The 26,113-nt window shown below is 69.2% G+C and carries 23 protein-coding genes and 1 tRNA gene; 17 read left to right on the forward strand and 7 right to left on the reverse strand.

Annotated features, from left to right (window positions below; all coding sequences use genetic code 11):
• Positions 1-11: 11 nt before the first annotated feature.
• Entirely contained in the window at positions 12-191 is a 180-nt protein-coding gene (locus tag ACOMG5_RS06435) for a DUF1674 domain-containing protein (protein WP_420342972.1), read from the reverse strand.
• 72 nt (positions 192-263) lie between these two features.
• Here ACOMG5_RS06435 and ACOMG5_RS06440 point away from each other — a divergent pair, with 72 nt between their 5' ends.
• From ACOMG5_RS06440 to ACOMG5_RS06495, 12 genes are all read left to right on the forward strand, one after another.
• Positions 264-1,517, forward strand: coding sequence for an RsmB/NOP family class I SAM-dependent RNA methyltransferase (locus tag ACOMG5_RS06440; protein WP_420342973.1), 1,254 nt, complete (start codon positions 264-266; stop codon positions 1,515-1,517).
• 37 nt (positions 1,518-1,554) lie between these two features.
• The gene (locus tag ACOMG5_RS06445; protein ID WP_420342974.1) at positions 1,555-3,318 is read left to right on the forward strand and encodes a heparinase II/III family protein; all 1,764 of its coding nucleotides are present in this window, start codon (positions 1,555-1,557) and stop codon (positions 3,316-3,318) included.
• Positions 3,319-3,336: 18 nt separating this feature from the next.
• Positions 3,337-4,923 carry a bifunctional phosphoribosylaminoimidazolecarboxamide formyltransferase/IMP cyclohydrolase gene (gene purH, locus ACOMG5_RS06450; RefSeq protein ID WP_420342975.1) on the forward strand — a complete coding sequence of 529 codons (1,587 nt, stop codon included), beginning with the start codon at positions 3,337-3,339 and terminating at the stop codon, positions 4,921-4,923.
• A 205-nt stretch (positions 4,924-5,128) separates the two neighbouring features.
• Positions 5,129-5,608: a signal peptidase II gene (gene lspA / locus ACOMG5_RS06455; RefSeq protein ID WP_420342976.1), complete on the forward strand. Its 480-nt coding sequence runs from the start codon at positions 5,129-5,131 to the stop codon at positions 5,606-5,608.
• A 69-nt stretch (positions 5,609-5,677) separates the two neighbouring features.
• The gene (locus ACOMG5_RS06460; RefSeq protein WP_420342977.1) at positions 5,678-6,211 is read left to right on the forward strand and encodes a DUF3035 domain-containing protein; all 534 of its coding nucleotides are present in this window, start codon (positions 5,678-5,680) and stop codon (positions 6,209-6,211) included.
• 90 nt (positions 6,212-6,301) lie between these two features.
• Positions 6,302-7,678: a M16 family metallopeptidase gene (locus ACOMG5_RS06465; RefSeq protein WP_420342978.1), complete on the forward strand. Its 1,377-nt coding sequence runs from the start codon at positions 6,302-6,304 to the stop codon at positions 7,676-7,678.
• Positions 7,675-8,979, forward strand: a complete 1,305-nt coding sequence (locus tag ACOMG5_RS06470; RefSeq protein ID WP_420342979.1) for a M16 family metallopeptidase — start codon at positions 7,675-7,677, stop codon at positions 8,977-8,979. Before ACOMG5_RS06465 ends, ACOMG5_RS06470 begins: the two co-directional genes overlap by 4 nt.
• Before the next feature lie 42 nt (positions 8,980-9,021).
• A complete protein-coding gene (mutL, locus tag ACOMG5_RS06475) occupies positions 9,022-10,866 on the forward strand; it encodes a DNA mismatch repair endonuclease MutL (RefSeq protein ID WP_420342980.1) in 1,845 nt (614 codons plus the stop codon).
• On the forward strand, positions 10,866-12,002 hold the full coding sequence (locus ACOMG5_RS06480; protein ID WP_420342981.1) for a DNA recombination protein RmuC: 1,137 nt from the start codon (positions 10,866-10,868) through the stop codon (positions 12,000-12,002). Before mutL ends, ACOMG5_RS06480 begins: the two co-directional genes overlap by 1 nt.
• 61 nt (positions 12,003-12,063) lie before the next feature.
• On the forward strand, positions 12,064-12,411 hold the full coding sequence (locus ACOMG5_RS06485; protein WP_420342982.1) for a DUF3775 domain-containing protein: 348 nt from the start codon (positions 12,064-12,066) through the stop codon (positions 12,409-12,411).
• 67 nt (positions 12,412-12,478) lie between these two features.
• A complete protein-coding gene (locus ACOMG5_RS06490) occupies positions 12,479-14,131 on the forward strand; it encodes a putative transporter (RefSeq protein ID WP_420342983.1) in 1,653 nt (550 codons plus the stop codon).
• 79 nt (positions 14,132-14,210) lie between these two features.
• The gene (locus tag ACOMG5_RS06495; protein WP_420342984.1) at positions 14,211-15,548 is read left to right on the forward strand and encodes an esterase-like activity of phytase family protein; all 1,338 of its coding nucleotides are present in this window, start codon (positions 14,211-14,213) and stop codon (positions 15,546-15,548) included.
• Positions 15,549-15,550: 2 nt separating this feature from the next.
• On the opposite strand, the gene ACOMG5_RS06500 is transcribed toward ACOMG5_RS06495, so the two are convergent.
• The 6 genes from ACOMG5_RS06500 to tsaD form a co-directional block, all read right to left on the reverse strand.
• Positions 15,551-17,308, reverse strand: coding sequence for a glucan ABC transporter ATP-binding protein/ permease (locus tag ACOMG5_RS06500; protein WP_420342985.1), 1,758 nt, complete (start codon positions 17,306-17,308; stop codon positions 15,551-15,553).
• Between the two features lie 44 nt (positions 17,309-17,352).
• Complete coding sequence (locus ACOMG5_RS06505; RefSeq protein ID WP_420342986.1) at positions 17,353-18,033, reverse strand: CbiX/SirB N-terminal domain-containing protein; 681 nt, start codon at positions 18,031-18,033, stop codon at positions 17,353-17,355.
• Positions 18,034-18,357: 324 nt separating this feature from the next.
• Positions 18,358-18,777, reverse strand: a complete 420-nt coding sequence (locus ACOMG5_RS06510; RefSeq protein ID WP_420342987.1) for an EVE domain-containing protein — start codon at positions 18,775-18,777, stop codon at positions 18,358-18,360.
• Positions 18,777-19,043: a YciI family protein gene (locus ACOMG5_RS06515; RefSeq protein WP_420342988.1), complete on the reverse strand. Its 267-nt coding sequence runs from the start codon at positions 19,041-19,043 to the stop codon at positions 18,777-18,779. Before ACOMG5_RS06515 ends, ACOMG5_RS06510 begins: the two co-directional genes overlap by 1 nt.
• Position 19,044: 1 nt before the next feature.
• Positions 19,045-19,989 carry an NAD(P)H-dependent glycerol-3-phosphate dehydrogenase gene (locus ACOMG5_RS06520; protein WP_420342989.1) on the reverse strand — a complete coding sequence of 315 codons (945 nt, stop codon included), beginning with the start codon at positions 19,987-19,989 and terminating at the stop codon, positions 19,045-19,047.
• Positions 19,986-21,077, reverse strand: a complete 1,092-nt coding sequence (gene tsaD, locus ACOMG5_RS06525; protein WP_420342990.1) for a tRNA (adenosine(37)-N6)-threonylcarbamoyltransferase complex transferase subunit TsaD — start codon at positions 21,075-21,077, stop codon at positions 19,986-19,988. Before tsaD ends, ACOMG5_RS06520 begins: the two co-directional genes overlap by 4 nt.
• A 72-nt stretch (positions 21,078-21,149) precedes the next feature.
• On the opposite strand from tsaD, the gene ACOMG5_RS06530 reads away from it, so the two are divergent.
• From ACOMG5_RS06530 to ACOMG5_RS06550, 5 genes are all read left to right on the forward strand, one after another.
• A complete protein-coding gene (locus ACOMG5_RS06530) occupies positions 21,150-21,842 on the forward strand; it encodes a uroporphyrinogen-III synthase (protein ID WP_420342991.1) in 693 nt (230 codons plus the stop codon).
• A gap of 93 nt (positions 21,843-21,935) precedes the next feature.
• The gene (locus ACOMG5_RS06535) at positions 21,936-23,228 is read left to right on the forward strand and encodes a COG4223 family protein (protein ID WP_420342992.1); all 1,293 of its coding nucleotides are present in this window, start codon (positions 21,936-21,938) and stop codon (positions 23,226-23,228) included.
• A gap of 10 nt (positions 23,229-23,238) precedes the next feature.
• Complete coding sequence (locus ACOMG5_RS06540; protein ID WP_420342993.1) at positions 23,239-24,684, forward strand: heme biosynthesis protein HemY; 1,446 nt, start codon at positions 23,239-23,241, stop codon at positions 24,682-24,684.
• A gap of 42 nt (positions 24,685-24,726) precedes the next feature.
• Positions 24,727-24,802: transfer RNA gene (locus ACOMG5_RS06545), tRNA-Thr, on the forward strand.
• Between the two features lie 372 nt (positions 24,803-25,174).
• On the forward strand, positions 25,175-25,966 hold the full coding sequence (locus tag ACOMG5_RS06550) for a hypothetical protein (RefSeq protein ID WP_420342994.1): 792 nt from the start codon (positions 25,175-25,177) through the stop codon (positions 25,964-25,966).
• Positions 25,967-26,113 lie beyond the last annotated feature (147 nt).

Genomic DNA, 26,113 nt, shown 5'->3' on the forward strand with positions numbered 1-26,113 from the left:
TGCTGCGGGCCTCAGAAATCGACCGCGAGGCCCTTCTTCTCCCAGTCGCCGTAGCGCACGGGTTCGGGGCCATCGCGCCCGCCCAGCTCTTCGGGCAGGTTTAGCGGCGCTGCGTTCCGGCGCCGTTCCTCGGCTTCGGCCAGCGCGCGCTGGGCGGCGGGCGGCAGCTCCTTCTTCGGCTCTTCGCTCATATCGGCTTCCTTGTCTGGGACCGGCTTCTGATATACGCCGCGCGGCAATTCGCAACAAGGGAAGGGACCGGGATGAGCATCGACCTCGCCCGCCGCGCCGCCTGCGCGCTGATCCTCGGGGTGACCGACGATCGCCGCACGCTCGCCGAACAGGCGGAAGTGCTCGAAGGGCTTTCGCCCGGGGAACGCGCCCGCGCGCAGCGGCTGGCGCTGAGCGTGCTGCGCAATCTGGCGCGGGTGGATGCGATGCTGAAGCCGCATCTGCGCAAGGCCCCGCCCGCGGATCTGCGGGTGCTGCTGCGGCTGGCGGTGCTGGAGCTGTGCGAGGGCGCGCCGCCGCATGGGGTGGTCAATGCCGCCGTGGCGCTGTGCCGCTCCGGCGGGCGGCGCACGGATGGCTATGCCGGGCTGGTGAATGCGGTGCTGCGCAAGGTGGCGGAAGACACCGCGCGTTGGGCCACGTTGCCGGTGCCGGCGCTGCCCGGATGGCTGCGCGGGCGGATGATGTCGGCCTGGGGCAAGGTGGCGGTGCAGCGGATGGAGGCGGCGCATCTGGTAGGCGCGCCGATAGACCTGAGCGTGAAGGGCGATCCGGCGGTGCTGGCGGAGGAGCTCGGGGCTGAGCTTCTGCCGACGGGCTCTGTGCGCCTGCCGCAGGGCGCGCAGGTGACGGAGCTTCCGGGCTATGCCGAGGGCCGCTGGTGGGTGCAGGATGCGGCCGCGGCGCTGGCCGCGCGGGCGCTGGCTGCGCAGCCCGGCGAGCGGGTGCTGGACTTGTGCGCGGCGCCGGGCGGCAAGACGCTGCAGCTCGCGGCCGCGGGCGCGGATGTGACCGCGCTCGATATCTCCGAGGCGCGGCTCGGGCGGCTCTGGCAGAACCTGACGCGCTGCGGGCTGAGCGCACGGGTGGTGGCGGCCGATGCGCTCCTGTGGGCGCCCGATGCCCCCTTCGATGCGATCCTGCTCGATGCGCCCTGTTCGGCCACCGGCACGATCCGGCGTCACCCGGACCTGCCCTTCGTCAAGGATGCCGCAGGGATCAAGGAGCTGGTGGCGCTGCAGGCCGCGCTGCTGGATCGGGCGCTCGGCTGGCTCCGGCCCGGCGGGCGGCTGGTCTATGCGACCTGCTCGCTCCTGCCCGAGGAGGGCGAGCGCCAGATCGAGGCCGCGCAGGCCCGCCACGGGCTCAGGGTCGTGGTGCCGGAGCTGCCGGGCGTGGATCCGGCCTGGCGCGGGCCTGCCGGGCTGCGGCTGCGCCCGGACTACTGGCCGGAGCGGGGCGGAATGGACGGATTTTTCATAGGTTCTGTTTACCCTGATTCGTGATCCGCAGAATGCGGTGACAGCAGGAGGGGCAGGGCATATGATCGCGCTGAGGCAGAGAGACCCGGAAGCGATGGCAGGCGGCAAGGAAAGGGCGGGCCAGGAGATCAGGGGCCGGCTCACGCAGGCGCGGGCGCGCCCCGCGACCGGGTTCGTCAGCCATCCGGAGCCCCGCACCATCGGCTCCTTCGCGCGCGGGCGGCAGCTGATTGCCGGGAATTTCCAGTTCGCCGGCTATCTGATCGAGGGGCCGGGCCAGTCGATCTGGGATCTGCCGATGCCGGACCCGAGCTTCGAGCAGGCGCTGCACGGCTTTGCCTGGCTCGACGATCTCTCGGCGGTGGGCGATGCGGCGGCGCGCGGCCGGGCGCAGGACTGGACCTTCGACTGGATCTCCCGGTTCGGCGCGGGCAGCGGCCCGGGCTGGACGCCCGACCTTACCGGGCAGCGGCTGATGCGGCTGATCAACCATGCGCTGATGGTGATGAACGGGCGCGAGCGCGGCAAGGCCGATGCCTTCTTCCGCACGCTCGGGCAGCAGACGCTGTTCCTGTCGCGGCGCTGGCGCTCGGCCGGGCCGGGGCTGCCGCGGTTTCAGGCGCTGACGGGGCTGATCCACGCCGGGCTTTCGCTCACCGGGATGGCGGGGCATGCCGCGCCCGCGGCCGAGGCGCTGGCGCAGGAATGCGCGGAGCGGATCGATGCGCAGGGCGGGATAGAGAGCCGCAACCCCGAAGAATTGCTGGATATTTTCGCGCTGCTGATCTGGGCTTCGGATGTGCTCACGGCGGCGGGCCGCACGCCTGCGCCCGCGCATTTCCATGCCATCGCGCGGATCGCGCCCACGCTCCGGGCGCTGCGCCATGCGGATGGCGGGCTGGCGCGGTTTCATGGCGGTGGCCGCGGCGCGGAGGGCAAGCTCGATTCCGCGCTGGCCGCGTCGGGCTCGCGCAAGCCCGCCGGGGATGGGCTGGCGATGGGCTTCGCGCGGCTCCATGCCGGGCGCAGCACGCTGATCGTCGATGCGGCGGCGCCGCCGCTGGGCGAGGCCTCCGCCCATGCCCATGCCTCCACCCTGGCGCTGGAGCTCACCTCCGGGCGGCGCCCGCTGATCGTGAACTGCGGCTCGGGCGCGCAATTCGGGCCGGACTGGGCGCTGGCCGGGCGCGCGACGGCGAGCCATTCGACGCTCGCGCTGGAGGGCTATTCCTCCTCGCGCCTCGGGCCCACCTGTAAGCTCGGCGGCATCCCCCGCACGCGGCTCGACGAAACCCCGCGCGAGGTCTGGATGCGCGCGGAGACCGACCCGGCGCGCCATGCGCTCTTCGGCCACGACGGCTATGTGGTCACCCACGGGCTCACCCATGTGCGCGAGCTGGAGCTTTCGCCCGATGGCGGTGTGCTGCGCGGGGCGGATACGCTCGGCGCGATGTCCACCGCCGACCGGAAGCGGTTCGATGCGGTGTTCGTGCGCTCCGGGCTGAAAGGGGTGCCGTTCAAGCTGCATTTCCACCTGCATCCGGATGTGGATGCGACGCTCGATATGGGCGGCTGGGCGGTGTCGATGGCGCTCAAGACCGGGGAGATCTGGGTGTTCCGCTTCGACGGGCCGGTGGAGCTCGGGCTGCTGCCTTCGGTCTATCTGGACCGTACGCGCCTGCGCCCGCGGCCCACGAAACAGATCGTGCTTTCGGGTGCGCTGTTCGATCATGCGCTCCAAATCGACTGGACCTTTGAACGTGCTCAGGTTACGCCGACCGCGATCCGCGACAGCGGCACGACGCCGCTCGCCCTCGACATCTGAGCATAAGGACTGCCAGCCGTGACCAGACCTGTCCCCCTGACCCGCGCCCTGATTTCCGTTTCCGACAAGACCGGGCTGATCGATTTCGCCCGCGCCCTGTCCAGCCGCGGGGTGGAGCTGCTCTCCACCGGCGGGACGGCCAAGGCGCTGCGCGAGGCGGGGATGCATGTGGTGGATGTGGCCGAGGTGACCGGCTTCCCCGAGATGATGGACGGCCGGGTGAAGACGCTGCATCCGGTGGTGCATGGCGGGCTTCTGGCGCTGCGCGACAACGAGGAGCATGTGGCGGCAATGCAGGCCCATGACATCCAGCCGATCGACCTGCTGGTGGTGAACCTGTACCCGTTCGAGGCCACCGTCGCGAAGGGCGCCGCGTACGACGACTGCATCGAGAACATCGACATCGGCGGCCCGGCGATGATCCGCGCGGCCTCGAAGAACCATGCCTTCGTCACCGTGGTGGTGGATGTGGAGGATTATGCCGCCGTCCTGAAGGAGCTGGATGCCAACGACGGCGCCACCACCTATGCCTTCCGGCAGCGCCAGGCGCAGATCGCCTATGCCCGTACCGCCGCCTATGATGCCGCCGTCAGCACCTGGATGGCGCAGGCGATCGAGGAGGCCGCGCCGCGCCGCCGCGCCTTCGCGGGCACGCTCGCCCAGACCCTGCGCTATGGCGAGAACCCGCATCAGCAGGCGGCGTTCTACCGCGATGGCAGTGACCGCCCCGGCGTCGCCACCGCGAAGCAGTGGCAGGGCAAGGAGCTGAGCTACAACAACATCAACGATACCGATGCGGCCTTCGAGCTGGTCGCCGAATTCCCGGCAGACCAGCCCGCCTGCGCGATCATCAAGCACGCGAACCCCTGCGGCGTGGCCACTGGCGCCACCCTTGCGCAGGCCTATGCCCGCGCCTTCGACTGCGACCGCACCTCCGCCTTCGGCGGCATCATCGCGCTGAATCAGGTGCTGGATGAAGCCACCGCGCAGGAGATCACCGGCATTTTCACCGAAGTCGTCATCGCCCCGGATGCGACCGAAGGCGCCCGCGCCGTATTTGCCGCGAAGAAGAACCTGCGCCTGCTGACCACCGGCGCCCTGCCCGATGTGGCGGCGCCGATCACCTCCTTCCGCCAGGTCGCTGGCGGCTTCCTCGTGCAGGACAAGGACAACGGTCGCATCACGCCGCAGGACCTGAAGGTCGTCACCGCGCGCGCCCCCTCGGAGCAGGAGCTGAAAGACCTGCTCTTCGCCTGGAAAGTGGCGAAGCATGTGAAATCCAACGCGATCATCTATGTGAAGGATGGCGCCACCGTCGGCGTCGGCGCCGGGCAGATGAGCCGCGTCGATTCTACCCGCATCGCCGCCCGCAAGGCGCAGGATATGGCCGAGGTGCTGGGCCTCGATGCGCCGCTGACCAAGGGCTCGGTGGTGGCCTCGGATGCGTTCTTCCCCTTCGCCGATGGCCTGATCACCGCCGCCGAAGCCGGCGCGACCGCGATCATCCAGCCCGGCGGCTCGATGCGCGATCAGGAGGTCATCGACGCCGCGAATGAACGCGGCCTTGCCATGGTCTTCACCGGCATGCGCCACTTCCGGCACTGAGGGCCGCGGGGGGCCGGCCCGGCCCCCCCAGGGGCGCCCCCTGGCCCGCCACTTCCGGCACTGAGGGCCGCGGCGCGCGGCCTCGTCCGCCGCTGGCTCGCGCATGGCCGCGCGCCTTCCGCAAGGGCGTAGCCGGACCAACCTATCGCTAGGCCGCGCCCGCGGCCGTCTACCCGCCGCCCATGCGGCCCCGAAGGAGGCGAACATGCGTCTGATGGCCTGGATCGCGGCAGGGATCTTCCTGCTCGATCAGATCTCCAAATACATCGTCGTCCACCTGATGAACCTCGATCGGGTGCTGGAGATCGACGTCTTCTCACCCTGGCTCGATTTTCGCATGGCCTGGAACCAGGGCGTGAACTTCGGCCTGTTCTCGGGGGAGGACCAGCTCACCCGCTGGCTGCTCATCGTCCTGTCGCTGGTGATCACCGGCTGGGTCTGGCACTGGGTGCGCCGCAGCAAGGGCGACCGCCGGATGCAGGTCGCGGCCGGGCTGCTGATCGGCGGCGCGCTCGGCAATGTGATCGACCGCGTGCTCTATGGCGCGGTGGCGGATTTCCTGAACATGTCGCTGCCGTTCTGGCGCAACCCCTGGTCGTTCAACGTGGCCGATATCGCAATTTTTGCGGGGGCGCTCGGCCTCGTGCTGTTCAGCGGCGAGAAGAATGCGAAACGCCGCCGCTGAGCGCCCAAGGGGCGTGACGCCGCTGCGGCGATAGGCTAAGAGGGGGCTGAAACGGTGAGGGAGTGGCTCATGCGCGCGTCAATCGGAAAGCTCGGGATCGCGGTGGCGATTGCGGCGCTGGTGGCGGGCTGCGGGTCGGAAAAGCCGCAGCTCATGCAGCTGCGCAAGACCACGCCGGGCCCGGACGAATTCGCGATTCTGCCGACGAAGCCCTTGACCATGCCGGAAAATCTGGCGCTGCTGCCGGCGCCTACGCCGGGCGGCACCAATATCACCGACCCGAGCCCGCAAAGCGACGTGATCGCGGCACTCGGCGGGCGCCCGCAGGCCGGATCGGTGGCCTCGGATGGCGCCCTGCTCGCGCGGGCCTCGCGCTTCGGCACCGATGCCGCGATCCGCGGCCGGCTCGCCGCAGAGGATCTGGAATGGCGGCGCGCGAATGACGGGCGCCTGCTGGAGCGGTGGTTCGGGGTCTCGAGCTATCTCGCCGCCTACAAGCCGATGTCGCTCAACCAGATGGCCGAAACCGAGCGCTGGCGCGCCGTCGGCATGCGCACGCCCGCTGCGCCGCCCTCGGCCGAAGCGCAAAAGGCGATGCCCTGACGGCGCTTCAACTCCGCGTCACTGTGCCGATCGGCGGTTGCCTTGGCGGAATGTCGCCGTAAAGTCTGCGCCGACATCTACGAGGAGCCCATGTTGCGCGCATCCCTTGCCGCGGTTTTCGCGGTTTTCGCCATCGGCGCGGCCCATGCCGACCCCGTGAGCCATTTCACCCTGCCGAACGGCCTTGAGGCCGTGGTGATCGAGGATCACCGCGCCCCGGTCGTGGTGCAGATGGTCTGGTACCGCACCGGCTCTGCCGATGAGGTCCGGGGCAAATCCGGCATCGCCCATTTCCTCGAACATCTGATGTTCAAGGGGACCGACACCATGGCGGCGGGCGAACTCTCGAAGACGGTTTCGGCCAATGGCGGCTCCGACAATGCCTTCACCTCCTACGACTACACCGCCTATTACCAGCGCATCGCGGCCGACCGGCTGGAGCTGGTGATGAAGATGGAAGCCGACCGGATGCGGCATCTGAAGCTCTCGCCCGACGACTGGACCACCGAGCGCGACGTCATCCTGGAGGAGCGCGCGCAGCGCATCGACAGCGATCCGGGCGCGCTCTTCAACGAGCAGATGCGCGCGGCGCAGTTCCTCAACAGCCCCTATGGCACGCCGATCATCGGCTGGCGCCAGGAGATGGAGGGCCTGACCCGCGACGATGCGCTGGCCTGGTACCACCGCTATTATGCGCCCAATAACGCGGTGCTGGTGGTGGCGGGCGATGTAACCCCGGATCAGGTGCGCGCGCTGGCCGAGCAGTATTACGGGCCGCTCGCGCCCTCGCAGGACATTCCCCCGCGCGCTCGCCCGCAGGAGCCGCCGCAGCTTGCCGCGCGGCATCTGGATTTCAGCGATGACCGGGTGGCGCAGCCCTATCTCACCCGCACCTATCTGGCCCCCGAGCGCAACCCGGGCGATCAGAAGCAGGCAGCGGCGCTGACCGTGCTTTCGGCGATTCTGGGCGGCAATGCGCAGACATCGGTGCTCTCGCGCAAGCTCGTGTTCGACAAGGGCGACGCGATCTATGTCTCCACGGGCTATGATGGCATGTCGATCGACCGCACCACCTTCGGGATTTCGATGATGCCTGCGCCCGACGTATCCCTGCCCGATGCCGAAAAGGCGCTGGATGCGGCGCTGGCCGAATTCCTGAAGGAAGGCATCGATCCGGCGCAGTTCGAGCGCATCCGCGCCCAGATCCGCGCCGGACAGATCTATGAGAAGGACAACACCCAGGGCCTCGCGCAGCGCTATGGCGAGGCGCTGGCCTCGGGCTTTTCCATTGCCGATGTGCAGGCCTGGCCCGATGTGCTGATGTCGGTCAGCGAGGCCGATGTGATGGCGGCGGCGCAGGAGCTGCTCGTCCCCGCCCGTGCCGTCACCGGCTATGTGGAACGGGGCAAGGCCGGCGGCGAGCCCGCCCTGCCCGAAGCGCCGAATGCTCAGGAGGTCGCGCAATGATCCGCAATATCCTGCGTGCCGCTGCCGCGCTGATCGTGCTGGCGCTGCCGGCCCATGCCATCGACATCCGCGAGGTGACCTCGCCCGGCGGGATCCGCGCCTGGCTGGTGGAGGCGCATGACATCCCCTTCACCGCGCTGGAGATCCGCTTCCGCGGCGGCGCCTCGCTCGATGCGCCCGGAAAGCGCGGCGAGATCAATCTGATGACCGCCACGCTGGAGGAAGGCGCGGGCGATTATGACAGCCAGGGCTTTGCCGCCGCGCAGGAAGCGCTGGCCGCGAAATTCGGCTTCGACGTGGACGACGACACGCTGGCGGTCTCGGCGCGGATGCTCAGCGAGAACCGTGACAAGGCGGTCGATCTGCTGCGCAGCGCGCTGACCGATCCGCATTTCGATCAGGCCTCGGTGGACCGGGTGCGGGGGCAGGTGCTCTCGGTCATCGCCTCGAACGAGAAGGACCCGGGCGCGATCGCCGGGGCGGCGCTGCGCAAGATCGCCTGGCCCGACCACCCCTATGGCACCGCGCTCGACGGCACCGCCGAGAGCGTGAAGGCGCTCACCCGCGAGGATATGTTCGACGCCAAGGCCCGGGTGATGGCGCGCGACCGGATGGTGGTCTCCGCGGTGGGCGATATCACGCCCGAGGAGCTCGGCCCGCTGCTCGATCGTCTGCTGGGGGCGCTGCCCGAGAAGGGCGCCGAAATGCCGCCCGCCGTGGCGCCGAAGCTGAGCGGCGGGGTGACGGTGGTGCCCTTCGACACGCCGCAATCCATGGTCGCCTTCGCGCAGCCGGGCCTCGCGATGGACGATCCGGATTTCTTCGCAGCCTATGTGCTCAATCAGATCCTCGGCGCGGGCGGGTTTTCCTCGCGGCTGATGGATGAGGTGCGCGAGAAGCGCGGCCTGACCTATGGCATTTACACCTATCTGGTGCCGAAGGACCTCTCGGCCACCTGGCAGGGCGGCTTCGCCTCCGCCAACGACAAGGTGGCCGAGGCGGTGAAGATCACGCAGGAAGAATGGGAAAAGGCCGCGACCGGCGCCGTGACCGATCAGGAACTGGCGGATGCCAAGACCTACCTGACCGGCGCCTATCCGCTGCGCTTCGATGGCAATGCGAATATCGCCGATATTCTGGTGGGCATGCAGCTGAACGGCATGGGGGTGGATTACATCAACACCCGCAACGCCAAGGTGGAAGCGGTGACGAAGGACGACGTGGCGCGGGTGGCGAAGCGGCTGCTGGATCCGGCGGCGCTGCGCTTCGTGGTGGTCGGCAAGCCAGTGGGGCTGGAGTAGAATCTGTTCCGCTTGCGGGAGGGCTGTGCTACAGCTGGTAGCATGAATGCACAGCCCCCCAACATAGGCACTTCGCGCCCCGTGATCCGGCAGCTGGACGAGGCCGCGGCGAACCGCATCGCCGCGGGCGAAGTGGTGGAGCGCCCGGCCTCGGCGGTGAAGGAGCTGGTGGAGAACGCGCTGGATGCGGGCGCCACCCGGGTCGAGATCGCCTATACCGATGGCGGCAAGACCCAGATCCGCATCACCGACGATGGCTGCGGCATGACGGCAGAGGACCTGCCGCTGGCGCTCAGCCGCCATGCCACGTCGAAGATCGACGGCTCGGACCTGCTCAACATCCACACCTTCGGCTTCCGCGGCGAGGCGCTGCCCTCGCTGGGCGCGGTCGGGCGGCTCACGATTACGTCCCGCGCCGAAGGCTTCGAGGCCGCGGCGATCACCGTCTCGGGCGGGCAGCTGGGGGCGGTGCGCCCGGCCGCGCTGAACCGCGGCACGGTGGTGGAGCTGCGCGACCTGTTCTATGCCACGCCTGCGCGGCTGAAATTCATGCGCACGGACCGGGCCGAGGCGCAGGCCATCGCCGATGTGGTGAAGCGCCTCGCCATGGCGGAGCCCTATGTCAGCTTTCGGCTGAGCGATGGCACGCGCGAGATTTTCCGCGCGGATGCAGAGCAGGGCGAGCTGTTCGGGGCGCTGTCGGGGCGGCTCACGCGCGTGCTCGGGCGCGAGTTCACCGAAAATGCGGTGCGCATCGAGGCGGAGCGCGAGGGGATCCGGCTCACCGGCTATGCCGCGCTGCCGACCTATTCGCGCGGCGCGGCGGTGGAGCAGTTCCTGTTCGTCAATGGCCGCCCCGTGCGCGACAAGATGCTGATCGGGGCGCTGCGCGCGGCCTATATGGATTTCCTCAGCCGGGACCGGCATCCGGCGGCGGTGCTGTTCCTGAGCTGCGATCCGGAGCGGGTGGATGTGAATGTGCATCCCGCTAAGGCCGAGGTGCGCTTTCGCGAGGCGGGCGTGCCGCGCGGGCTGATCATCACCGCGATCCGCCATGCGCTGGCCGAAGCCGGGCACCGGGCCTCCTCCACCGTGGCGCAGGCGACGCTGGGCGCCTTCCGCCCGGAGCCGGAGGCGCCGCGGGTCTATCAGATGGACCGCCCCTCCATGGGCGCGATCCGCAGCGCCTGGGCCGCGCAGGCGCCGCTGATGGAGCCGATGTTCGACGAAGCCCCCCGCGGCTGGGAGGCGCCCGCGCCCATAGCCCCGAGCGCGCGCGCGGAGCCCGCGATGCCGGTGCCGCCTTCGGCACCGCTCGGCGCCGCGCGGGCGCAGGTGCACGAGAATTACATCATCGCCCAGACCGAGACCGGCATCGTCATCGTCGATCAGCATGCGGCGCATGAGCGGCTGGTCTATGAGCGGCTGAAGCGTCAGACCGAGGAGCGCGGCGTCGCGGCGCAGGCGCTGCTGATCCCGGAGGTCGTGGAACTGTCGGCGGGGGATGCGGGCCTGCTGCTGGAGCATGCCGAGGCGCTGGCGCGGCTCGGGCTCGCGATCGAGCCTTTCGGCGGCACCGCGGTGGCGGTGCGCGAAACCCCGGCGGTACTGGGCGAAATCAACGCGGGCGCCCTGCTGCGCGACGTGCTGGACGAGCTCGCCGATCTGGGCGACAGCCAGCTGGTGAAAGCGAAAATCGACGCGGTGCTGAGCCGGATGGCCTGCCATGGCTCGGTGCGCTCGGGGCGGCAGATGCGGGTCGAGGAGATGAACGCGCTCCTGCGCGAAATGGAGCTGACCCCGCATTCGGGCCAGTGCAACCACGGCCGCCCGACCTATGTGGAACTGAAACTCGCCGATATCGAGCGGCTCTTCGGACGGACATGATGACGCTGGACCTGAACGATCCTGTAATCCTGGGCGGGCTCGGCGTGGTGGCGCTGATCGTGCTGCTGCTGGTGCTGGTGCTGCGCGCGGCCGGGCGTTCGGCGCAGGCGACGGTGCCGCTCATGGCGCAGCTCGCGGCCCTCGGGCAGCGGGTGCAGTCGCTCTCGGACGGCCAGCAGCAGCTTTCGGGCGGGCTGCATCATGTGTCGGAGGCGCAGGCCGTCAGCCAGACCAAGATGATCGCGCTGATGGAGCAGCGCCTCGCGCAGGTGAACCAGCAGATGACGGAGAGCCTGCAGGGCTCCGCGGTGCGCACGGCGCGGTCTCTGGGCGATCTGCAGCAGCGGCTGCAGGTGATCGACAAGGCTCAGGCCAATATCGAGAAGCTTTCGGGGAATGTACTGGGCCTGCAGGACATCCTTTCCAACAAGCAGACCCGCGGCGCCTTCGGCGAGATCCAGCTGAACGATATCGTGCACAAGGCGCTGCCCGCAGACAGCTACACGATGCAGGCGACGCTCTCGAACGGGCGGCGGGCGGATTGCCTGATCCACCTCCCCAATCCGCCCGGGCCGATCGTGATCGACAGCAAGTTCCCGCTGGAGGCCTATGAGGCCCTGCGCCGCGCGGAGAACCAGAGCCAGCTGATCGAGGCGCAGCGGATGATGCGCATTGCCGTGCGCAGCCATATCAAGGCGATTTCGGAGAAATACCTGATCGAGGGCGAGACGGCGGACGGGGCGCTGATGTTCCTGCCCTCCGAGGCGGTCTATGCGGAGCTGCATGCGAATTTTCCCGAGCTGGTGCGGGAGGGCTTCGCGGCCAAGGTCTGGATCGTATCGCCCACCACCTGCATGGCCACGCTGAACACGATGCGCGCCGTGCTGAAGGATGCGCGGATGCGCGAGCAGGCCGGCGCGATCCGCAAGGAGCTGGCCGCGCTCTACCAGGACGTGGACCGGCTGGGCGCGCGGGTGGCCAATCTGGACCGCCATTTCGGCCAGGCGGCGAAGGATATCGAGGAGATCAAGATCTCCGCCGAGAAGGCCGGGAAGCGCGCGCACCGGCTGGATAATTTCGATTTCGAGGAAATCGCGCAGGATCCGGCGCCGAAGTTGGTGCAGGTCCGGACGTGACCCTTTGCCGCTTGCGCGGCCGCGCCGTTGGGGCGAGAATATGCGGGTTACGGAGGATATCATGCAGCTGCCGATCAGCCCCGGGAAGATCGCCCATATCATCATCCGCGCCCGCAAATACGATGCGGACATGCCCGATGCCGGGCAAGGGCGGGAGCTGCGCGCCTTCATCGCCGCGCTGAACGAGGAAGAGCAGGCGGCGCTGACTGCGGTGATGTGGATCGGGCGCGAGACTTTCGAGCCCGAAGAGTTCGGCGAGGCCTTCGCCACTGCCCGCGCCGAGGCCACCGCGCCCACCGAAGATTACCTGATGGGCATCCCGATGCTGTCGGATTACCTCGAGGATGGGCTGATCGCGCTCGGAATTTCACTCGAAGAGGCCGAAGAGGACGTGGATCGCCCGGTCTGACCCTGTTCGCGCTTGACGCATTGCTGCGCTGCGGCAAGGCTGGCTCAGGCGGTTCAGGGGGTAGGCCATGTCCGAGGTGGCGCTGGTCGTTCTGGCGGTGGCGGTGGCTGGCGGGTTCGGCCTGCTGATCGGCAATCTGCATTGGCGCGGCATTGGCCTCGGGATCGGCGGGGTGCTGTTTGCAGGCATTGCCGTCGGCCATGCGGCCGAGGCCACGGGCCTGCATCCGGATCCGGCGATGATGGAATTCATCCGCGAATTCGGCCTCATCCTGTTCGTGTTCTCCATCGGCATTCAGGTCGGGCCGGGGTTCTTCGCGGCCCTGCAGAGCACCGGGCTGCGGCTGAACCTGGCCGCGGGCGCGATCGTGGTGCTGGGCGTCGCGGTGACGGTGGCGCTGCATGCCGTGGCGGGCACGCCGCTGCCGGTGCTCCTTGGGCTGATGTCGGGGGCGGTGACGAATACGCCGGGCCTCGGCGCGGTCACGCAGGTGCTGAAGGACGCGGGGGCGGATCCGGCGGTGCTGGCGCTGCCGGGCCTTGGCTATGCGGTGGCCTATCCGTTCGGCATTCTGGGCACGCTGATCGCGATGCTGGCGCTGCGCGGGGCCCTGCGGATTTCGCTGCCCGCAGAGGCCGCGGCCTTCGATGCCGCCCGCCGGGCCGGGGCTGCGGCGCTGCCGGTGATGAATGTGGAGATCCGCAATCCGAATATCGCCGGGTTGCGCCTCGGCGCGGTGCCCGATCTGTTCGATGCGGGCGTGGTTGCCTCGCGGATGCGCAAGGCGGGCGGGCTGGTGGTGCCGGGGCGCGAGACGCTGGCCGAGATCGGCGATGTGCTGCATCTCGTCGGGCCCGCGGACCGGCTCCGCGCGATGCAGATCATTCTGGGCGCCGAGGTCGAGGCCGCGCTCACCACCCGCGGCACCGCGCTCACCTGGGGCCGCGTCATCGTCACCCGCAAGAAGCTGCTCGGGCGCAGGCTCGGCGCGCTCGCGCTGGCCGACAGCCATGGTGTCTCGATCTCGCGCATCGACCGCGCCGGGGTGGAGCTGCCCGCGCAGGCCGAAAGCGTGCTGCAATTCGGCGATGTGCTCACCGTCATCGGCCCGCCGGAGGGGCTCAAGGCGGTGCGCGCGATCCTGGGTGACGAGCGCCATGCGCTCGAGGAGGTGCAGTTCGCGGCGGTGCTGTTCGGCATCGCGCTCGGGGTGGCGCTCGGCTCGCTGCCGATCCTGCTGCCGGGCCTGCCCGCGCCGCTGAAGCTCGGGCTCGCGGGGGGGCCGCTGGTGGTGGCGCTGATCCTGGCGCGGATCGGGCATCTGGGGCCGCTGGTGTGGTATATGCCGCCGGTGGCGAACCAGGCGCTGCGCGAGCTCGGGATCGTGCTGTTCCTCTCGGTGGTGGGCATCAAGGCGGGCGGGCGCTTCATCGAAACGCTCGTGCATGGCGATGGGCTGGTCTGGATGGCGCAGGGCGTGCTGATCACGCTGATCCCGCTCCTGGTGGTGGGCTTTGCGGCGCGGCTGCTGTTCGGGTTCAATTACCTCACGCTTTGCGGGGTGATGGCCGGCTCGATGACCGATCCCCCGGCGCTCGCTTTCGCCAGCGGCATGAGCCCCTCGGCCGCGGCGGCCATCGGCTATGCGGCGGTCTATCCGCTGGTCATGTGCCTGCGGATCCTGGCCCCGCAGGTGATGCTTATCCTGTTGGCAAGCTGACAGAAATCCTGCACCAAACTGTAACCTGCACGTCATGCGCGCGCCGTACCACCCCTGCGAACCGAAGCAGGAGTACCCTATGCGCCTTTCCCTTGCCCTCACCCTTGGCTGCGCCTTTGCCGCGCCGGCCCTGGCCGAACAGACCTTCCCCGCGACGCTTGCCGGCCATGCGGTGCTGCCCGCGATGAGCATGCTCGCCCCGCCCGCCGATGCGCCGCGCGATGCCTGGGTCTCGGGCAAGTTCACCGGAAAGGCCCGCAACGAGGTGCCGATGAGCATCGAAGGCGATGTGGGCAAGGATTACGGCGCACACAAGACCGGCATTTCGCTGCCGTTCCTCGGCCAGCCGGTGCAGGGGATGTCGGGCTTCGCCATGACCCGCGCCGCCGATGGCAGCTGGTTCACCCTGACCGATAACGGCTTTGGCACCAAGGCGAACAGCCCCGATGCGATGCTGTTCTTCCACAAGATGAAACCCGATTTCACCACCGGCAAGGTCACCCGCGTGGCCACCGTGTTCCTGCGCGACCCGGATCACAAGGTGCCGTTCCGCATCGCCTATGAGGGCACCGAGAGCCGTTACCTGACCGGCGCCGATTTCGACCCGGAAAGCATCCAGTATCTGGAGGGCGAGATCTGGATCGGCGATGAATTCGGCCCCTGGCTGATCCGCGCGAGCGAGGATGGCCGGGTGCTCGCCGTCTATCCGACGAAGCTCGACGGCAAGCTCCTGACCGGCCCCGATACCGCGGGCACGGTGGTTCCGGCGCAGCCGGGCAAGGATTATCAGGTTCAGCGCTCGGGCGGCTACGAGGGCATGGGCCTGCAGCCCGGCACCGGCCTCCTCTGGGCGCTGCTGGAAAAGCCGCTGCTCACGGAGGGCGGCATGGAGCCCTTCTCGCGCATCCTCACCTTCGACACGAAGGCGGGCGACTGGACCGGCAAGAGCTACAAGTTCCGGCTCGCCGAGGGCGCAAAGGCGATCGGCGATTTCAATTTCATCGACGCCACCCGCGCCCTGATCATCGAGCGCGACAATGGCGAGGGCGATGCGGCGAAAGCCTGCGCGGAGGGCCAGGACAAGGCCGCCTGCTATCCGAACCCGGCGAAGGTGAAGAACATCGTGCTCGTCGATACGGCGCAGGTGGATGCCGAGGGCTTCATCAGGCGGATCGGCCATATCGACCTGATGAACATCGCCGATCCGGAGGGCAATGCGCTGTCCGGCCTGCATCCGGCGGAGGGCCCGTTCACCTTCCCGTTCTTCACCATCGAGGATGTGGCCCGGGTGGACGAGAGCCATATTCTGGTGGCGAACGACAACAACCTGCCCTTCTCCGGCGGGCGCGAGATCGGCCGCGCGGCGGATAACGAGTTCATCCTGCTCTCGGTGCCGGAGCTCCTCGGCGCGAAGTGAGCCTAATCGGCCCTGGGCGTGGTGATCGCGCCCTCGGCCACCATCTGCGCGAACAGCCCGCCCGCATGGGCGAGCTCCGCGAAGGTGCCGCGCTCCACGATCCGGCCCTGACGGAATACGAGGATCAGATCGGCACCCGCCACGGTAGAGAGCCGGTGCGCGATGATCAGCGTGGTGCGGCTGGCGCGTACCGTGTCGATCGCGCGCTTGATCCGCGCCTCGGTGACCGGGTCGAGGGCGGAAGTGGCCTCGTCCAGTACCAGGATCGGCGCGTTCTTCAGGATCGCGCGGGCGAGCGCGAGGCGCTGCCGCTCGCCGCCCGAAAGCGCCGCGCCCCGCTCGCCGATGACGAAATCATAGCCGCCGGGCTTGCGGCGGATGAAATCATCGGCCTCGGCGAGGCGCGCGGCCTCCTCCACCTCGGCCATGCTGGCGCCGGGCTTGCCGACGCGGATGTTCTCCGCGATCGAGCGGTTGAACAGCCCCGCCTCCTGAAACACGGTGGCGATATTGTCGCGCAGCGATTGCAGCGTGATGCCGGTGATCGGCTGCCCGTCGATGCGGATTTCGCCCATATCCGGGTCGCGCAGCCGCTGCAGCAGCGCAAGGCAGGTGGTCTTGCCCGCCCCCGTCGGGCCGACGAAGGCCACCGTCTGGCCGGGCTGGATCTCCACATCCACATCGAACACGCCCTGATCGCTGTCGGGGAAGCGGTAGCTGACGGCATCGAAGCGGATATGCCCGGCGGGGGGCGCGGCGAAGGGCGTGGCGCCCGGGGTCTCGGCCACTTCCGCGGTGGCATCCAGCAGGCCGAAATAGCTGCGCAGCACCGGCGTCTGGCGGAACAGATTGGTGACGAAGGAGGCGAGCTGGTCGAGCTGCCCCACCAGCAGCCCGGCGAAGGCGCCGAAAGAGACGATCTCGCCCACGGTGATCTCGCCCTGCTGCGCGAGCATGGCGCCCACGCCGAAGATCACCACCATGGTCAGGGTGGCGGCCGCGCGGGTCAGCACGGTGAGGAGGCCCCACCAGGTCAGCACCGGATATTGCGCGGCCAGAAGCGAGGAGGCCAGCGCCCGCATTTCGTTCATTTCCATGGCGAAGCGGCCGAAGCTCTGGACCACGGTGACATTGCCGAGCACATCGCCCACCCGGCTGAAGAGCGCGTTCGAGACCTGCTCCACCGCGCGCTGGCCGCGGTCGGTCTTGTGGACGACGAGGATATTGGCGGCGAGATAGGCCGCCCCGAGCGCGAGCAGCACCGAGGCCATCCGCGCATCCATGGAAAAGGCGGTGGGGATCATCAGCAGCACGCCCATGAGCGCGGTGAGCTGCTGGCGCAAGGCGCCGAGCCAGATCGCAAACAGCGCATCCGTGCCCGACAGGATCGCCCGCACCACCGCGCCGGTGCCCGCCCGGGCGTGATAGCTGATCGGCAGGGTGATCGCCTGCGAGAAGGCCCGCGCCAGCGCTGCCATCCGCGCGCGGTGCGCGAGCCGGTCCGAGGCGATGGCCAGAACCGCGCTGGAGCCGATGCCGATGAGCCCAAAGGCCGCCCACAACCCGATCAGCGCGAAGGCGCCCGCCCCTTCGGCCAGCCGGTCCACCATGCGCCCGAAGATCACCGGCTCGGCCAGCTGGACCACGGCCACGCCAGCCCCGGCCACCGCCAGCGCGATCGCAAGGACTTTCTCGCCTGCGAGGAGCCGCAGCGCGCGGCGATAGGCTTCCCAGGTTCCGGGTCCGGTCGGGTCGGGCATGGATCCTCCGTTTGGGAAAGTGCTGCGGCAGCGCGGCGCATCTGTCAATCGGGCAGATGCGCGCGCAGGCTTTTGGCGATCAGGGCGGCAACCCCGTCATGCTCGCCCACAGCGGGCAGCAGGCGCCCCGCGAAGCCCGCCTGCCGCAGGGCTTCGGGGATGTCGTGGTCCACATGCGAGGCGCGGAGCGCGAAGAACGGCAGGCACAGCCCGCCATGGCTGCGCGCAGCGGTATCGGCGATGAAGGGCGGCTCTTCGATGAAGGCGGGCAGCACCCGCCAGAACCGGGTGGCGCGGCGCAGATGGGCCGCCATGGCGAAGGTGGTGGCCTTGGCCTGGCCCGGGCTGCGCGAGCCATGCGCGGCGAGGATGAGATCGGCGCGCGCGGGATCGAGCCCGGCCTCCGCGGCGGCCTGCGTGACGATCCGCGTCACCAGCCCGGGCAGGGCGGGCTCCAGCCCGAAGGGCGGCAGGATCCGCGCCGCGCGGCCACCCAGCCTGCGCGGCAGCTCGCGCCGGGTGAACCAGCCCTCGGCCATGAAGAACGGATAGACGATGACCGGCCCATCCACAGCCGCCTCCAATGCGCCGGGCGCGGCCAAGGTGGCGGCGGAGACGGGCGCGCCGAGCTGCGCCGCCACAGCGCGCGCCAGCGCCCCGAGCGCCGCTTCGGGCGGGGCCGGATCCGAGGGTGAGCCATGGGCGACGATCAGGAAGCGGGTCATGGCCCCAAGCTAGCGCAGGAGCCGGGAAGAGCAATGGATCGGAATCGTTTCATATTTTCCGGATCTTTGCTTTGCGGCGAATCGATCTTCGGGGTAGAGATTGGGTGTCCGGCCAGGATGGCCAGAACCCGATAGAATTCATGGTTCCATGTGGTGCAGTGGGTGTGCACATGGGGGTGAAGGAGGGTCCTGGTAGGGGTGCCGGGGCCCTCCAACTATTTTGGCCACAGGGTTTTGCGCGGGGCAGGCGCCAGAGCAGCCCATATAGCCCAAGGCTGCGCGCCCCCGATGCCCTGCGCCGCGCGCGGCACAGGGCGCTGCCGCTCAGGGCGCGATCCCGGCCATGTCGCAGACAATCCGCCATTCCTCTTCGGTCACCGGCTGTACCGAGAGCCGCATCGAGGTCACCAGAGACATCTCCGCCAGCCGCGGCGCGGCCTTCACATCGGCCAGCGTCACCGGGCGCGCCACCGGGCGCAGGGCGCGGATGTCCACACAGTCCCAGCGGGGGTCCTCGGTGGTGGTGTCGTGGTGGGCCTCGGCGCAGACCTCGGCGATGCCGACGATCTCCTTGCCCTGGTTCGAATGGTAGAAGAAGCCCTGATCGCCCAGCTTCATCGCGCGCATGTTGTTGCGCGCGAGATAGTTGCGCACGCCGTCCCACTGTTCGCCCGCCGCGCCCTTCGCGACAAGGTCATCCCAGGAGAAGACGTCGGGCTCGGATTTGAACAGCCATTTCGCCATCAGCCCATCACCCGCTTCCATTCGGTGATGGTGACGCTCTCGAACAGGCCGGCCTTGGCATAGGGGTCGTTTGCGGCGAAATCTTCGGCCACCTCGCGGCTGCCTTCGACGATCACCAGCGAGCCGACCATGGCGCCTTCCTCCAGCATCGGCCCGGCGAGGAACACCACGCCGCTCGCCTTCGCATAGGCCAGGTGGGCGTCGCGGTTGTCGAGCCGGGTTTGCAGGGCGCCGGGCTTGTCGCGGCAGATCAGTGCGAAATACATGTCATTCCTCCTTGAGCGGGCGCGACAGCAGCGCCTGAGTGGCCTCGGCCACGGTGATGCGTTGGGCGCAGAGCGCGGTGACCATGGCCGCGACCGGCATTTCCAGGCCGAGCCCCTGCGCGAGCCGGACCGCGGCCGCGGCCGTGGCCACGCCCTCGACGGTGAGCGCAGGGTCGATGGCCACGCCCTGGCCGAGCGCGAGGCCATGGCGAAAGTTGCGCGACTGCGCCGAGGTGCAGGTGAGCACCAGATCGCCGAAGCCCGACAGGCCGGCGAGCGTTTCGGGCCGGGCGCCCATGCGGCAGGCGAGCCGGGTCATTTCGGCAAAGCCGCGCGTCATCAGCGCGGCGCGGGCCGAATCGCCCAAGCTGGCGCCGATCACCACCCCGGCGGCGATGGCGATCACGTTCTTCAGCGCGCCGCCGAGCTCCGCCCCGGTGGTATCCGTGGTGCGATAGAGCCGCAGCGTGGGCGTCGAGAGCTCCGCCTGCAGGGCCGCCCCCTCCTGCGCGCAGGCCAGTGTCAGCGCCGTGGGCAGGCCGCGGGCGATATCGGCGGCGAAGCTCGGCCCGGTCAGGATCGCGGGCAGCGCTTCGGGGCAGGCGCTCCGGATCAGCGCCACCGGCCCCTGTCCGGTCGCGAGGTCGATGCCCTTGGAGCAGGCCACCAGCCGCCGCCCGTTCAGAAGCGCACGGTGCTGCGCGAGGAAGGCGCCCATCTGCTGCATCGGCATTGCGAGCAGATAGGTATCGGCCTGCGGCAGCTCCGCCGTTAGCGCCACATTGCCGGGCAGGGCGGCGCCGGGCAGGCGGCGCGCGTTCTGGCGGCTGCGGCGCATTTCGGCCACATGCCCGGCATCGCGCGCCCAGAGGCTGACGGCGCCATTCTGCGCCAGCGTGATCGCCAGCGCCGTGCCGAAGGCCCCCGCGCCCAGAACCGCGATCATGCCTTGGCCCCCTTCTTGCCGGAGCCGAGCATCGCGGGCGCGGTATCGTCCAGCGGCCAGCGCGGCCGCGCGCCGAGGGCCATCCCGTCCACATGGCCGAGGGCGAATCGCTGGATCCCGGCGAAGGCGATCATCGCCGCATTATCGGTGCACAGCCGCAGCGGCGGCGCCACGAAGCGCGCCCCGGCGGCGCCCGCCACATCCTCGAGCCGCGCCCGGATCGCCCGGTTCGCGGCGACCCCGCCCGCCACCGCGATGGCGGGCTGCGCAGGCGTGAGCGCCATATATTCCCGCAATGCGCGGCGGGATTTTTCCGCCAGCACGTCGCAGACGGCGGCCTGAAACCCGGCGCACAGGTCCGCGCGGGCCTGCCGCGTGAGCCCGCCGCGCTCCGCCACGGCGGCATCGCGCGCGCGCAGCAGCGCGGTCTTCAGCCCGGAGAAAGACATGTCGCAGCCCGGCCGGTCCAGCAGCGGGCGCGGGAAGTGCACCGCATTCGGGTCCCCCGCCAGCGCCTCGCGCTCGACGGAGGGGCCGCCCGGCTGCGGCAGGCCGAGGAGTTTTGCGGTCTTGTCGAAGGCCTCGCCGGGGGCGTCGTCGATGGTGCCGCCGATACGACTGAAATCCTCGGGCCCGCGCACGATCAGGAACTGGCAGTGCCCGCCCGAAACGAGGAGCAGCAGGTAGGGGAAGGAAAGCCCGTCGGTCAGCTGCGGGGTGAGCGCATGGCCCGCCAGATGGTTCACCCCCACCAGCGGCAGCCCCGCCCCTGCGGCGATGCCCTTGGCGCACATCACCCCCGACATCACCCCGCCGATGAGCCCCGGCCCTGCGGTCACGGCGACACCATCGAGCGCGCGCAGGCCGATCCCGGCCTCGGCCAGCGCCTCCTCCACGCAGTGGTCCAGCTTTTCGGCATGGGCGCGGGCAGCGATCTCGGGCACTACCCCGCCAAAGGGGGCATGCAGCGCCGTCTGCCCGGCCACCACGGAGGACAGCACCTGCGCGACGCCCCCCTCCAGCCGCACGATGGCGGCTGCGGTATCGTCGCAGCTCGATTCGATGCCGAGGAAGGTCAGCGGTCTCATGGCGCTCCGGTTGCGCGGGTTTCCCTTCGCAGGTAACACCGGGGGCGTGTCCAGACAATCCCGCGAGCCGATATGCGCGACCGCCCGACGCTGCTGATCACCCGCCCGGAGGAGGGCGCCGCGCGCCTGGCCGCGGCGGCGCGGGCAAGGTTCGGCGCGGATTTTGCGCTGCTGATCGCGCCGCTGACCCGGATCGTGCCCACCGGCGCGGCGCTGCCCGAAGCGGATGTGCTGATCTTTACCTCGGAGCAGGCGGTGCGTTTCGCCGGGAATGGCCGGCCGGCCTATTGCGTGGGCGCGCGCACGGCGGTGGCCGCGCGGGCGGCAGGGTTTGTGGCGATCGAGGGGCCGGGAACGGCCGAGGGCCTCAGCGCGCTCATTCTCGCGCAGCATCCGGCCGGGCGGATCGTGCATGCGCGCGGGGCGGAGGCGGCGCTGCCGCTTGCGCAGGCCTTGGCCGCCGCCGGGCTGCCTGCGCAGGAGGCCATCATATACCGGCAGGAGAGCGCGGCGCTGAGCCCGGAGGCGGCGGCGCTGCTGCAGGGCGCGGGCCCGGTGCTGGTGCCGGTGTTTTCGGCGCGCGGGGCGGCGCGGTTTGCGGCGGCGGCGGATGCGCGGGCGCCGCTGTGGATCGCTGCGATTTCCGATGCCGCGGCGCAGCCTTGTGCCGCGCTGCGCCCCGCGCGGCTGGAGATTGCGGCGCGGCCGGATCTGGAGGGGGTTCTGGCGGCAATGTCGCGCTGTCTGGGCGATCTGCCGGGTTGAGCCGGGGCAGGCCGCTCACTAGACTGCCCCGAAACGGATGGCGCGCCCGTGGGAAGCGGATGCGGGAATGGAGGAGTGGCTGTGGCAAAACGAGTGACCCAGAAGACCGACGCGGCAGCGCCCGAGGCGGCCGAGGAGACCGTGCCCGCGGTTGTGCCCGATGCGCCTCCGGAGGCGGTGAGCGCCGAAGCTTCCCTCCCGGAGCCCGAGGCCACGCCGGAGCCGGAGGAAGTGCCCGCGCCCGTCGTTGAGGAGCTGACGCCCGAAGACGTGGCGCCCGAAGACCCGCGGCCCGTGGATCCTCCCCGTGCCGAGCCCATGCTTGCGGCACAGCCGCCCCTGCCGGAGCCCCAGCCCGGCCCGGGCGCCGGATCGCTGATTTTGGGAGGCGTGGTCGCGGCCGTGATCGGGGCCGGTGCCGCGCTTTATGCGGTGCCGCTGCTGCCGCCGCAGCTTGCGGGCTGGGTGCAGGCGCCGCAGCCCGATACTGCCGGGATCAATTCTGTGGTCTCCGCGCAGGGCGCGCGGATCGACACGCTTGCCGCCACGATCGAATCGCTGAAATCGGCCCCGCCGCAGGCGGCCGCGCCCTCGGGCCTGCAGGCCGCCATCGACGAGAGCGCCGCGAACCTGCGCAGCCTGCAGGAAGGCTTGCAGGCGCTCACCGACCGCGTCGTGGCGCTGGAGACCCGCCCTGTGGCCCAGGCCGCGGAGACGGAGACGGGGCCCGGGCCGGATCTGGCCGCCCTGCGCGCGGATCTGGAGGCCTTGCGCGGGCGGGTGGATGGCCTCGGCAATGGCCAGCAGATCCAGGAACAGATTGCCGCTGCCGCAGCCCAGATGAAGGGCGAGGTGGAGGCGGCGCAGGGTCAGGCCGCGCAGATCGGCGCCTCGGTCGAGGCGGCGGCGAAGCGCAGCCTTGCGCAGGCGGCGGTGGCGCGGGTGGGCGCGGCGGTTCAGGCTGGCGCGCCGCTCGCTCCGGCGCTGGCCGATGCGGAGGCCGCGGGGCTGAGCGTGCCCGCGGCGCTGCGCGCCGATGTGCCGAGCCTGCTGTCCTTGCAGACCTCCTTCCCGGAGGCGGCGCGCCCGGCGCTGAAGGCCGCGCGCAAGGCCGTCGCAGGGAGCGGTATCGGCGAGCGTCTGGGCGCCTTCCTGATCGCACAGACCGGCGCGCGCTCGCTGACCCCGCATGAGGGCACGGACCCGGATGCGGTGATGTCGCGCGCGCAGGCGGCGGTGGATGCGGGCGATCTCGCGCGCGCGCTGCAGGAGCTGGGCGGGTTGCCGGAGGCGGGCCAGGCGATGATGTCGGGCTGGATCACCGGCGCGCAGAAGCGCATCGCCGCAGCCGATGCGGTGGCCGAACTTGCGCAATCCGTAAAGTGAGGGGGCGGCGATGATCTGGTCCTTCGTCAAGGTTGCGCTGTTTCTGGCGCTGGTGGCGGTGCTGGCGCTGGTGGGCGCGCATCTGGCCGATAGTGCGCGCGGGCTGCGGCTCATTTTTGCGGGCACGGAATATACGCTGCGCCCGCTGCCTGCGGTGATTCTGGCGCTGCTGCTGGTGGGCGCGGTGTGGCTCGCGATCCGGCTTCTGGGCCTCGGGATGGCGTTCGTGCGCTTCCTGACCGGGGATGAAACCGCGATCAGCCGCTATTTCGACCGCAACCGCGAGCGCAAGGGCTATGAGGCGCTGGCGGAGGGGATGCTGGCGGTGGCCTCCGGCGAGGGCAAGCTCGCGCTTTCGAAGGCTGCGCGGGCGGAGCGGTTCCTGCACCGCCCGGAGCTGACCAACCTGCTCTCGGCGCAGGCGGCCGAGCTGGCCGGGGACCGCAGGAAGGCCGAAGAGGTGTATCGCAAGCTGCTGGGCGATGACCGCACCCGGTTCGTGGGGATCCGCGGCCTGATGCGGCAGAAGCTGGACGAGGGCGACACCGATACCGCGCTGAAGCTCGCCGAGAAGGCCTATGCGCTGAAGCCCGGCCATGTCGAGGTGCAGGACACGCTGATGCGGCTGCAGGCGGGCCAAGGCGACTGGAAGGGCGCGCGCGAGGTGCTGAAGGCCAAGCGTTGGCAGGGGCTGCTGCCGAAGGACGTGCACAAGCGCCGCGATGCGGTGATGGCGCTGCAGGAGGCCAAGGGCGTGTTCGAGGAAGGCGCCACGATCGAGGCCCGCGAGGCGGTGATCGCTGCGAACAAGGCCTCGCCGGATTTGATCCCGGCTGCGGTGCTGGCGACGCGGGCCTATATCGCGGAGGGCAAGCCCAAGCATGCGGCGCGGGTGGCGCTGAAGGCCTGGGAGGCGCAGCCGCATCCCGAGCTGGCGGCGGCCTATGCCGCGATTGTGCCCGATGAGGCGGCCGAGCCGCGGCTGAAGCGGTTCGAGAAGCTGCTCGCGCTGCGGCCCGACCACGAGGAGACGCACCTTCTGCGGACGGAGCTGAACATCGCCGCGGAGGATTTCCCGGCGGCGCGGCGTGCTTTGGGAGACCTGCCCGAACGCCATCCGACGGCGCGGGTGCTGACGCTGCTTGCCGCAATCGAACGTGGTGAGGGCGCCGATGATGCGGTGGTGCGCGGCTGGCTGGCGCGGGCGCTGACGGCGCCGCGCGGGCCGCAATGGTGCTGCGACAAGTGCCAGAACATTCAGGCGGAATGGGCACCGGTCTGCGACAATTGCGGCGGCTTCGACACGCTCAGCTGGCGCGAGCCGGTGCAGGGCACGGTGCCGCTGCCGAACGGGGCGGAGATGCTGCCGCTGATCGTCGGCGCGCCGCGCGCGGCCCCGGAGTGGAGCGCGCCCGCCCCGGACGCGGGCGCGGAAACCGCGAAGGGCGAAAAATAGGGCTACACATCGCGGCGCGGGCATGCTAACTGCCCGCGCAAGGCCGGTGTAGCTCAGCTGGTAGAGCACGTCATTCGTAATGATGGGGTCGGGGGTTCGAGTCCCTTCACCGGCACCAGTAACTTACTGGAATCCCAGCACAAAATGGCCGCCCTTCGGGGCGGCCTTTTGCTTTGGAAAGGTCATGGGACCTTGGCGGGGCGAGAACATAGACAGCGGGGTCCGTGGTCTCCATCTCCATTGATATCGGGCTCCTTACGGTATTCGGGCGCCGTAAGGAGGCCAGGCCGATGAGCAGCCTATACTGGCTGTCCGCGGCCCGAATGGAGCGCCTGAATGTGGCGGCTTACCGGCTTTGGCGGTGAACTTTTTGCCGGCACCGTTTCTTGGCACCAACGGTATCTCGGGCGACAGATGCGGGATTTGAGCAGGGTATTGAGAGCAAAGCTGCTGTGGCGGTGATATTCGTCCAGGCAAGCGGGAGGGATGCATGATGCGCAAAATTTTCGACGATATGGCTCGGATGTCTGTGCGTTATAACGACCTTTATATACTAGGGCGCAGCATCGAAGGCTATTTCTCCAAGTATTGTGAAGCCCTTGGCATCTTATCTGACCTGGATGGTTACCCACTGTTCGTCCGCGGCTCCGCGACGCTCATCAAATATCGGGGGCGGTACTTCATGGCCTGCACGAGGCATCAGGTGAAGGACATATCTGCGCGCGAAGATGTCTGCCTGATGTTGCCGCACGATGGGAAGTTAAACTGCATCACCTCTGGCGGCGCTATTTCGTACGACAAGAGCAAGAATGCGGGCGATCACCATGATGTTGTGCTCTTCGATTTCACCGATCCGGTTATGGACATGCCAGAGCTAGAGCACATGTTCCTCGATTTTCGGGGCCAGAACCCTGACGTACCGAGTGATCATGTCGTTGCTGTCGTCACCTATGGTTACCCCAGCGGGAAGACTAAACTCGACTATGATGACCGCAAGCTGCGAATGTTGAAGGAGAAAGTCGTCTGTCGGTATGCGGGGCAAGGCCACGATGATGCCCTTCACACAATTGCACCCATCGTTCCGATGAATTTCAAATCTGATGGAATGAGCGGGGGTCCGGCATCTACCATTATTCGAGAAGGTGAGGGTTTGACTATCCATCTGGTGGGCATCATTGCCCGCGCAGGCCGCGAACAGATGCGGATTATCAAGGCCGGTGCCCTGCAGATGATGATGGAGGAGCGGAGGCGCTTGAGGCCGCGGCCCGCAATTGATCTTTGATGGCTTTGTGCGCGCTGCGCGTAGAGATCGGCCATGTTCGGATGCAGCAGAGGAGGCGGCACGTCAGCATTGTCGAGTTTGTACGCGAGATCCGGCTTCCTCCTTACATTGCGCCGTCCACCTGATCCGGTTTGAGGCAGTCTCAGG

This window comes from Paenirhodobacter sp. (assembly GCF_041916475.1).
GTDB lineage: Bacteria > Pseudomonadota > Alphaproteobacteria > Rhodobacterales > Rhodobacteraceae > Rhodobacter.

Coding starts and splice junctions, on each gene's coding strand:
- mutL (WP_420342980.1), top strand. CDS start 9,022: ATGAATGCACAGCCCCCCAACATAGGCACTTCGCGCCCCGTGATCCGG.
- ACOMG5_RS06540 (WP_420342993.1), top strand. CDS start 23,239: ATGATCTGGTCCTTCGTCAAGGTTGCGCTGTTTCTGGCGCTGGTGGCG.
- ACOMG5_RS06495 (WP_420342984.1), top strand. CDS start 14,211: ATGCGCCTTTCCCTTGCCCTCACCCTTGGCTGCGCCTTTGCCGCGCCG.
- ACOMG5_RS06530 (WP_420342991.1), top strand. CDS start 21,150: ATGCGCGACCGCCCGACGCTGCTGATCACCCGCCCGGAGGAGGGCGCC.
- ACOMG5_RS06510 (WP_420342987.1), bottom strand. CDS start 18,777: ATGGCGAAATGGCTGTTCAAATCCGAGCCCGACGTCTTCTCCTGGGAT.
- ACOMG5_RS06550 (WP_420342994.1), top strand. CDS start 25,175: ATGATGCGCAAAATTTTCGACGATATGGCTCGGATGTCTGTGCGTTAT.
- ACOMG5_RS06435 (WP_420342972.1), bottom strand. CDS start 191: ATGAGCGAAGAGCCGAAGAAGGAGCTGCCGCCCGCCGCCCAGCGCGCG.
- tsaD (WP_420342990.1), bottom strand. CDS start 21,077: ATGAGACCGCTGACCTTCCTCGGCATCGAATCGAGCTGCGACGATACC.
- ACOMG5_RS06480 (WP_420342981.1), top strand. CDS start 10,866: ATGACGCTGGACCTGAACGATCCTGTAATCCTGGGCGGGCTCGGCGTG.
- ACOMG5_RS06470 (WP_420342979.1), top strand. CDS start 7,675: ATGATCCGCAATATCCTGCGTGCCGCTGCCGCGCTGATCGTGCTGGCG.
- ACOMG5_RS06515 (WP_420342988.1), bottom strand. CDS start 19,043: ATGTATTTCGCACTGATCTGCCGCGACAAGCCCGGCGCCCTGCAAACC.
- ACOMG5_RS06465 (WP_420342978.1), top strand. CDS start 6,302: ATGTTGCGCGCATCCCTTGCCGCGGTTTTCGCGGTTTTCGCCATCGGC.
- ACOMG5_RS06485 (WP_420342982.1), top strand. CDS start 12,064: ATGCAGCTGCCGATCAGCCCCGGGAAGATCGCCCATATCATCATCCGC.
- ACOMG5_RS06460 (WP_420342977.1), top strand. CDS start 5,678: ATGCGCGCGTCAATCGGAAAGCTCGGGATCGCGGTGGCGATTGCGGCG.
- ACOMG5_RS06440 (WP_420342973.1), top strand. CDS start 264: ATGAGCATCGACCTCGCCCGCCGCGCCGCCTGCGCGCTGATCCTCGGG.
- ACOMG5_RS06505 (WP_420342986.1), bottom strand. CDS start 18,033: ATGACCCGCTTCCTGATCGTCGCCCATGGCTCACCCTCGGATCCGGCC.
- ACOMG5_RS06445 (WP_420342974.1), top strand. CDS start 1,555: ATGATCGCGCTGAGGCAGAGAGACCCGGAAGCGATGGCAGGCGGCAAG.
- ACOMG5_RS06520 (WP_420342989.1), bottom strand. CDS start 19,989: ATGATCGCGGTTCTGGGCGCGGGGGCCTTCGGCACGGCGCTGGCGATC.
- ACOMG5_RS06500 (WP_420342985.1), bottom strand. CDS start 17,308: ATGCCCGACCCGACCGGACCCGGAACCTGGGAAGCCTATCGCCGCGCG.
- ACOMG5_RS06490 (WP_420342983.1), top strand. CDS start 12,479: ATGTCCGAGGTGGCGCTGGTCGTTCTGGCGGTGGCGGTGGCTGGCGGG.
- lspA (WP_420342976.1), top strand. CDS start 5,129: ATGCGTCTGATGGCCTGGATCGCGGCAGGGATCTTCCTGCTCGATCAG.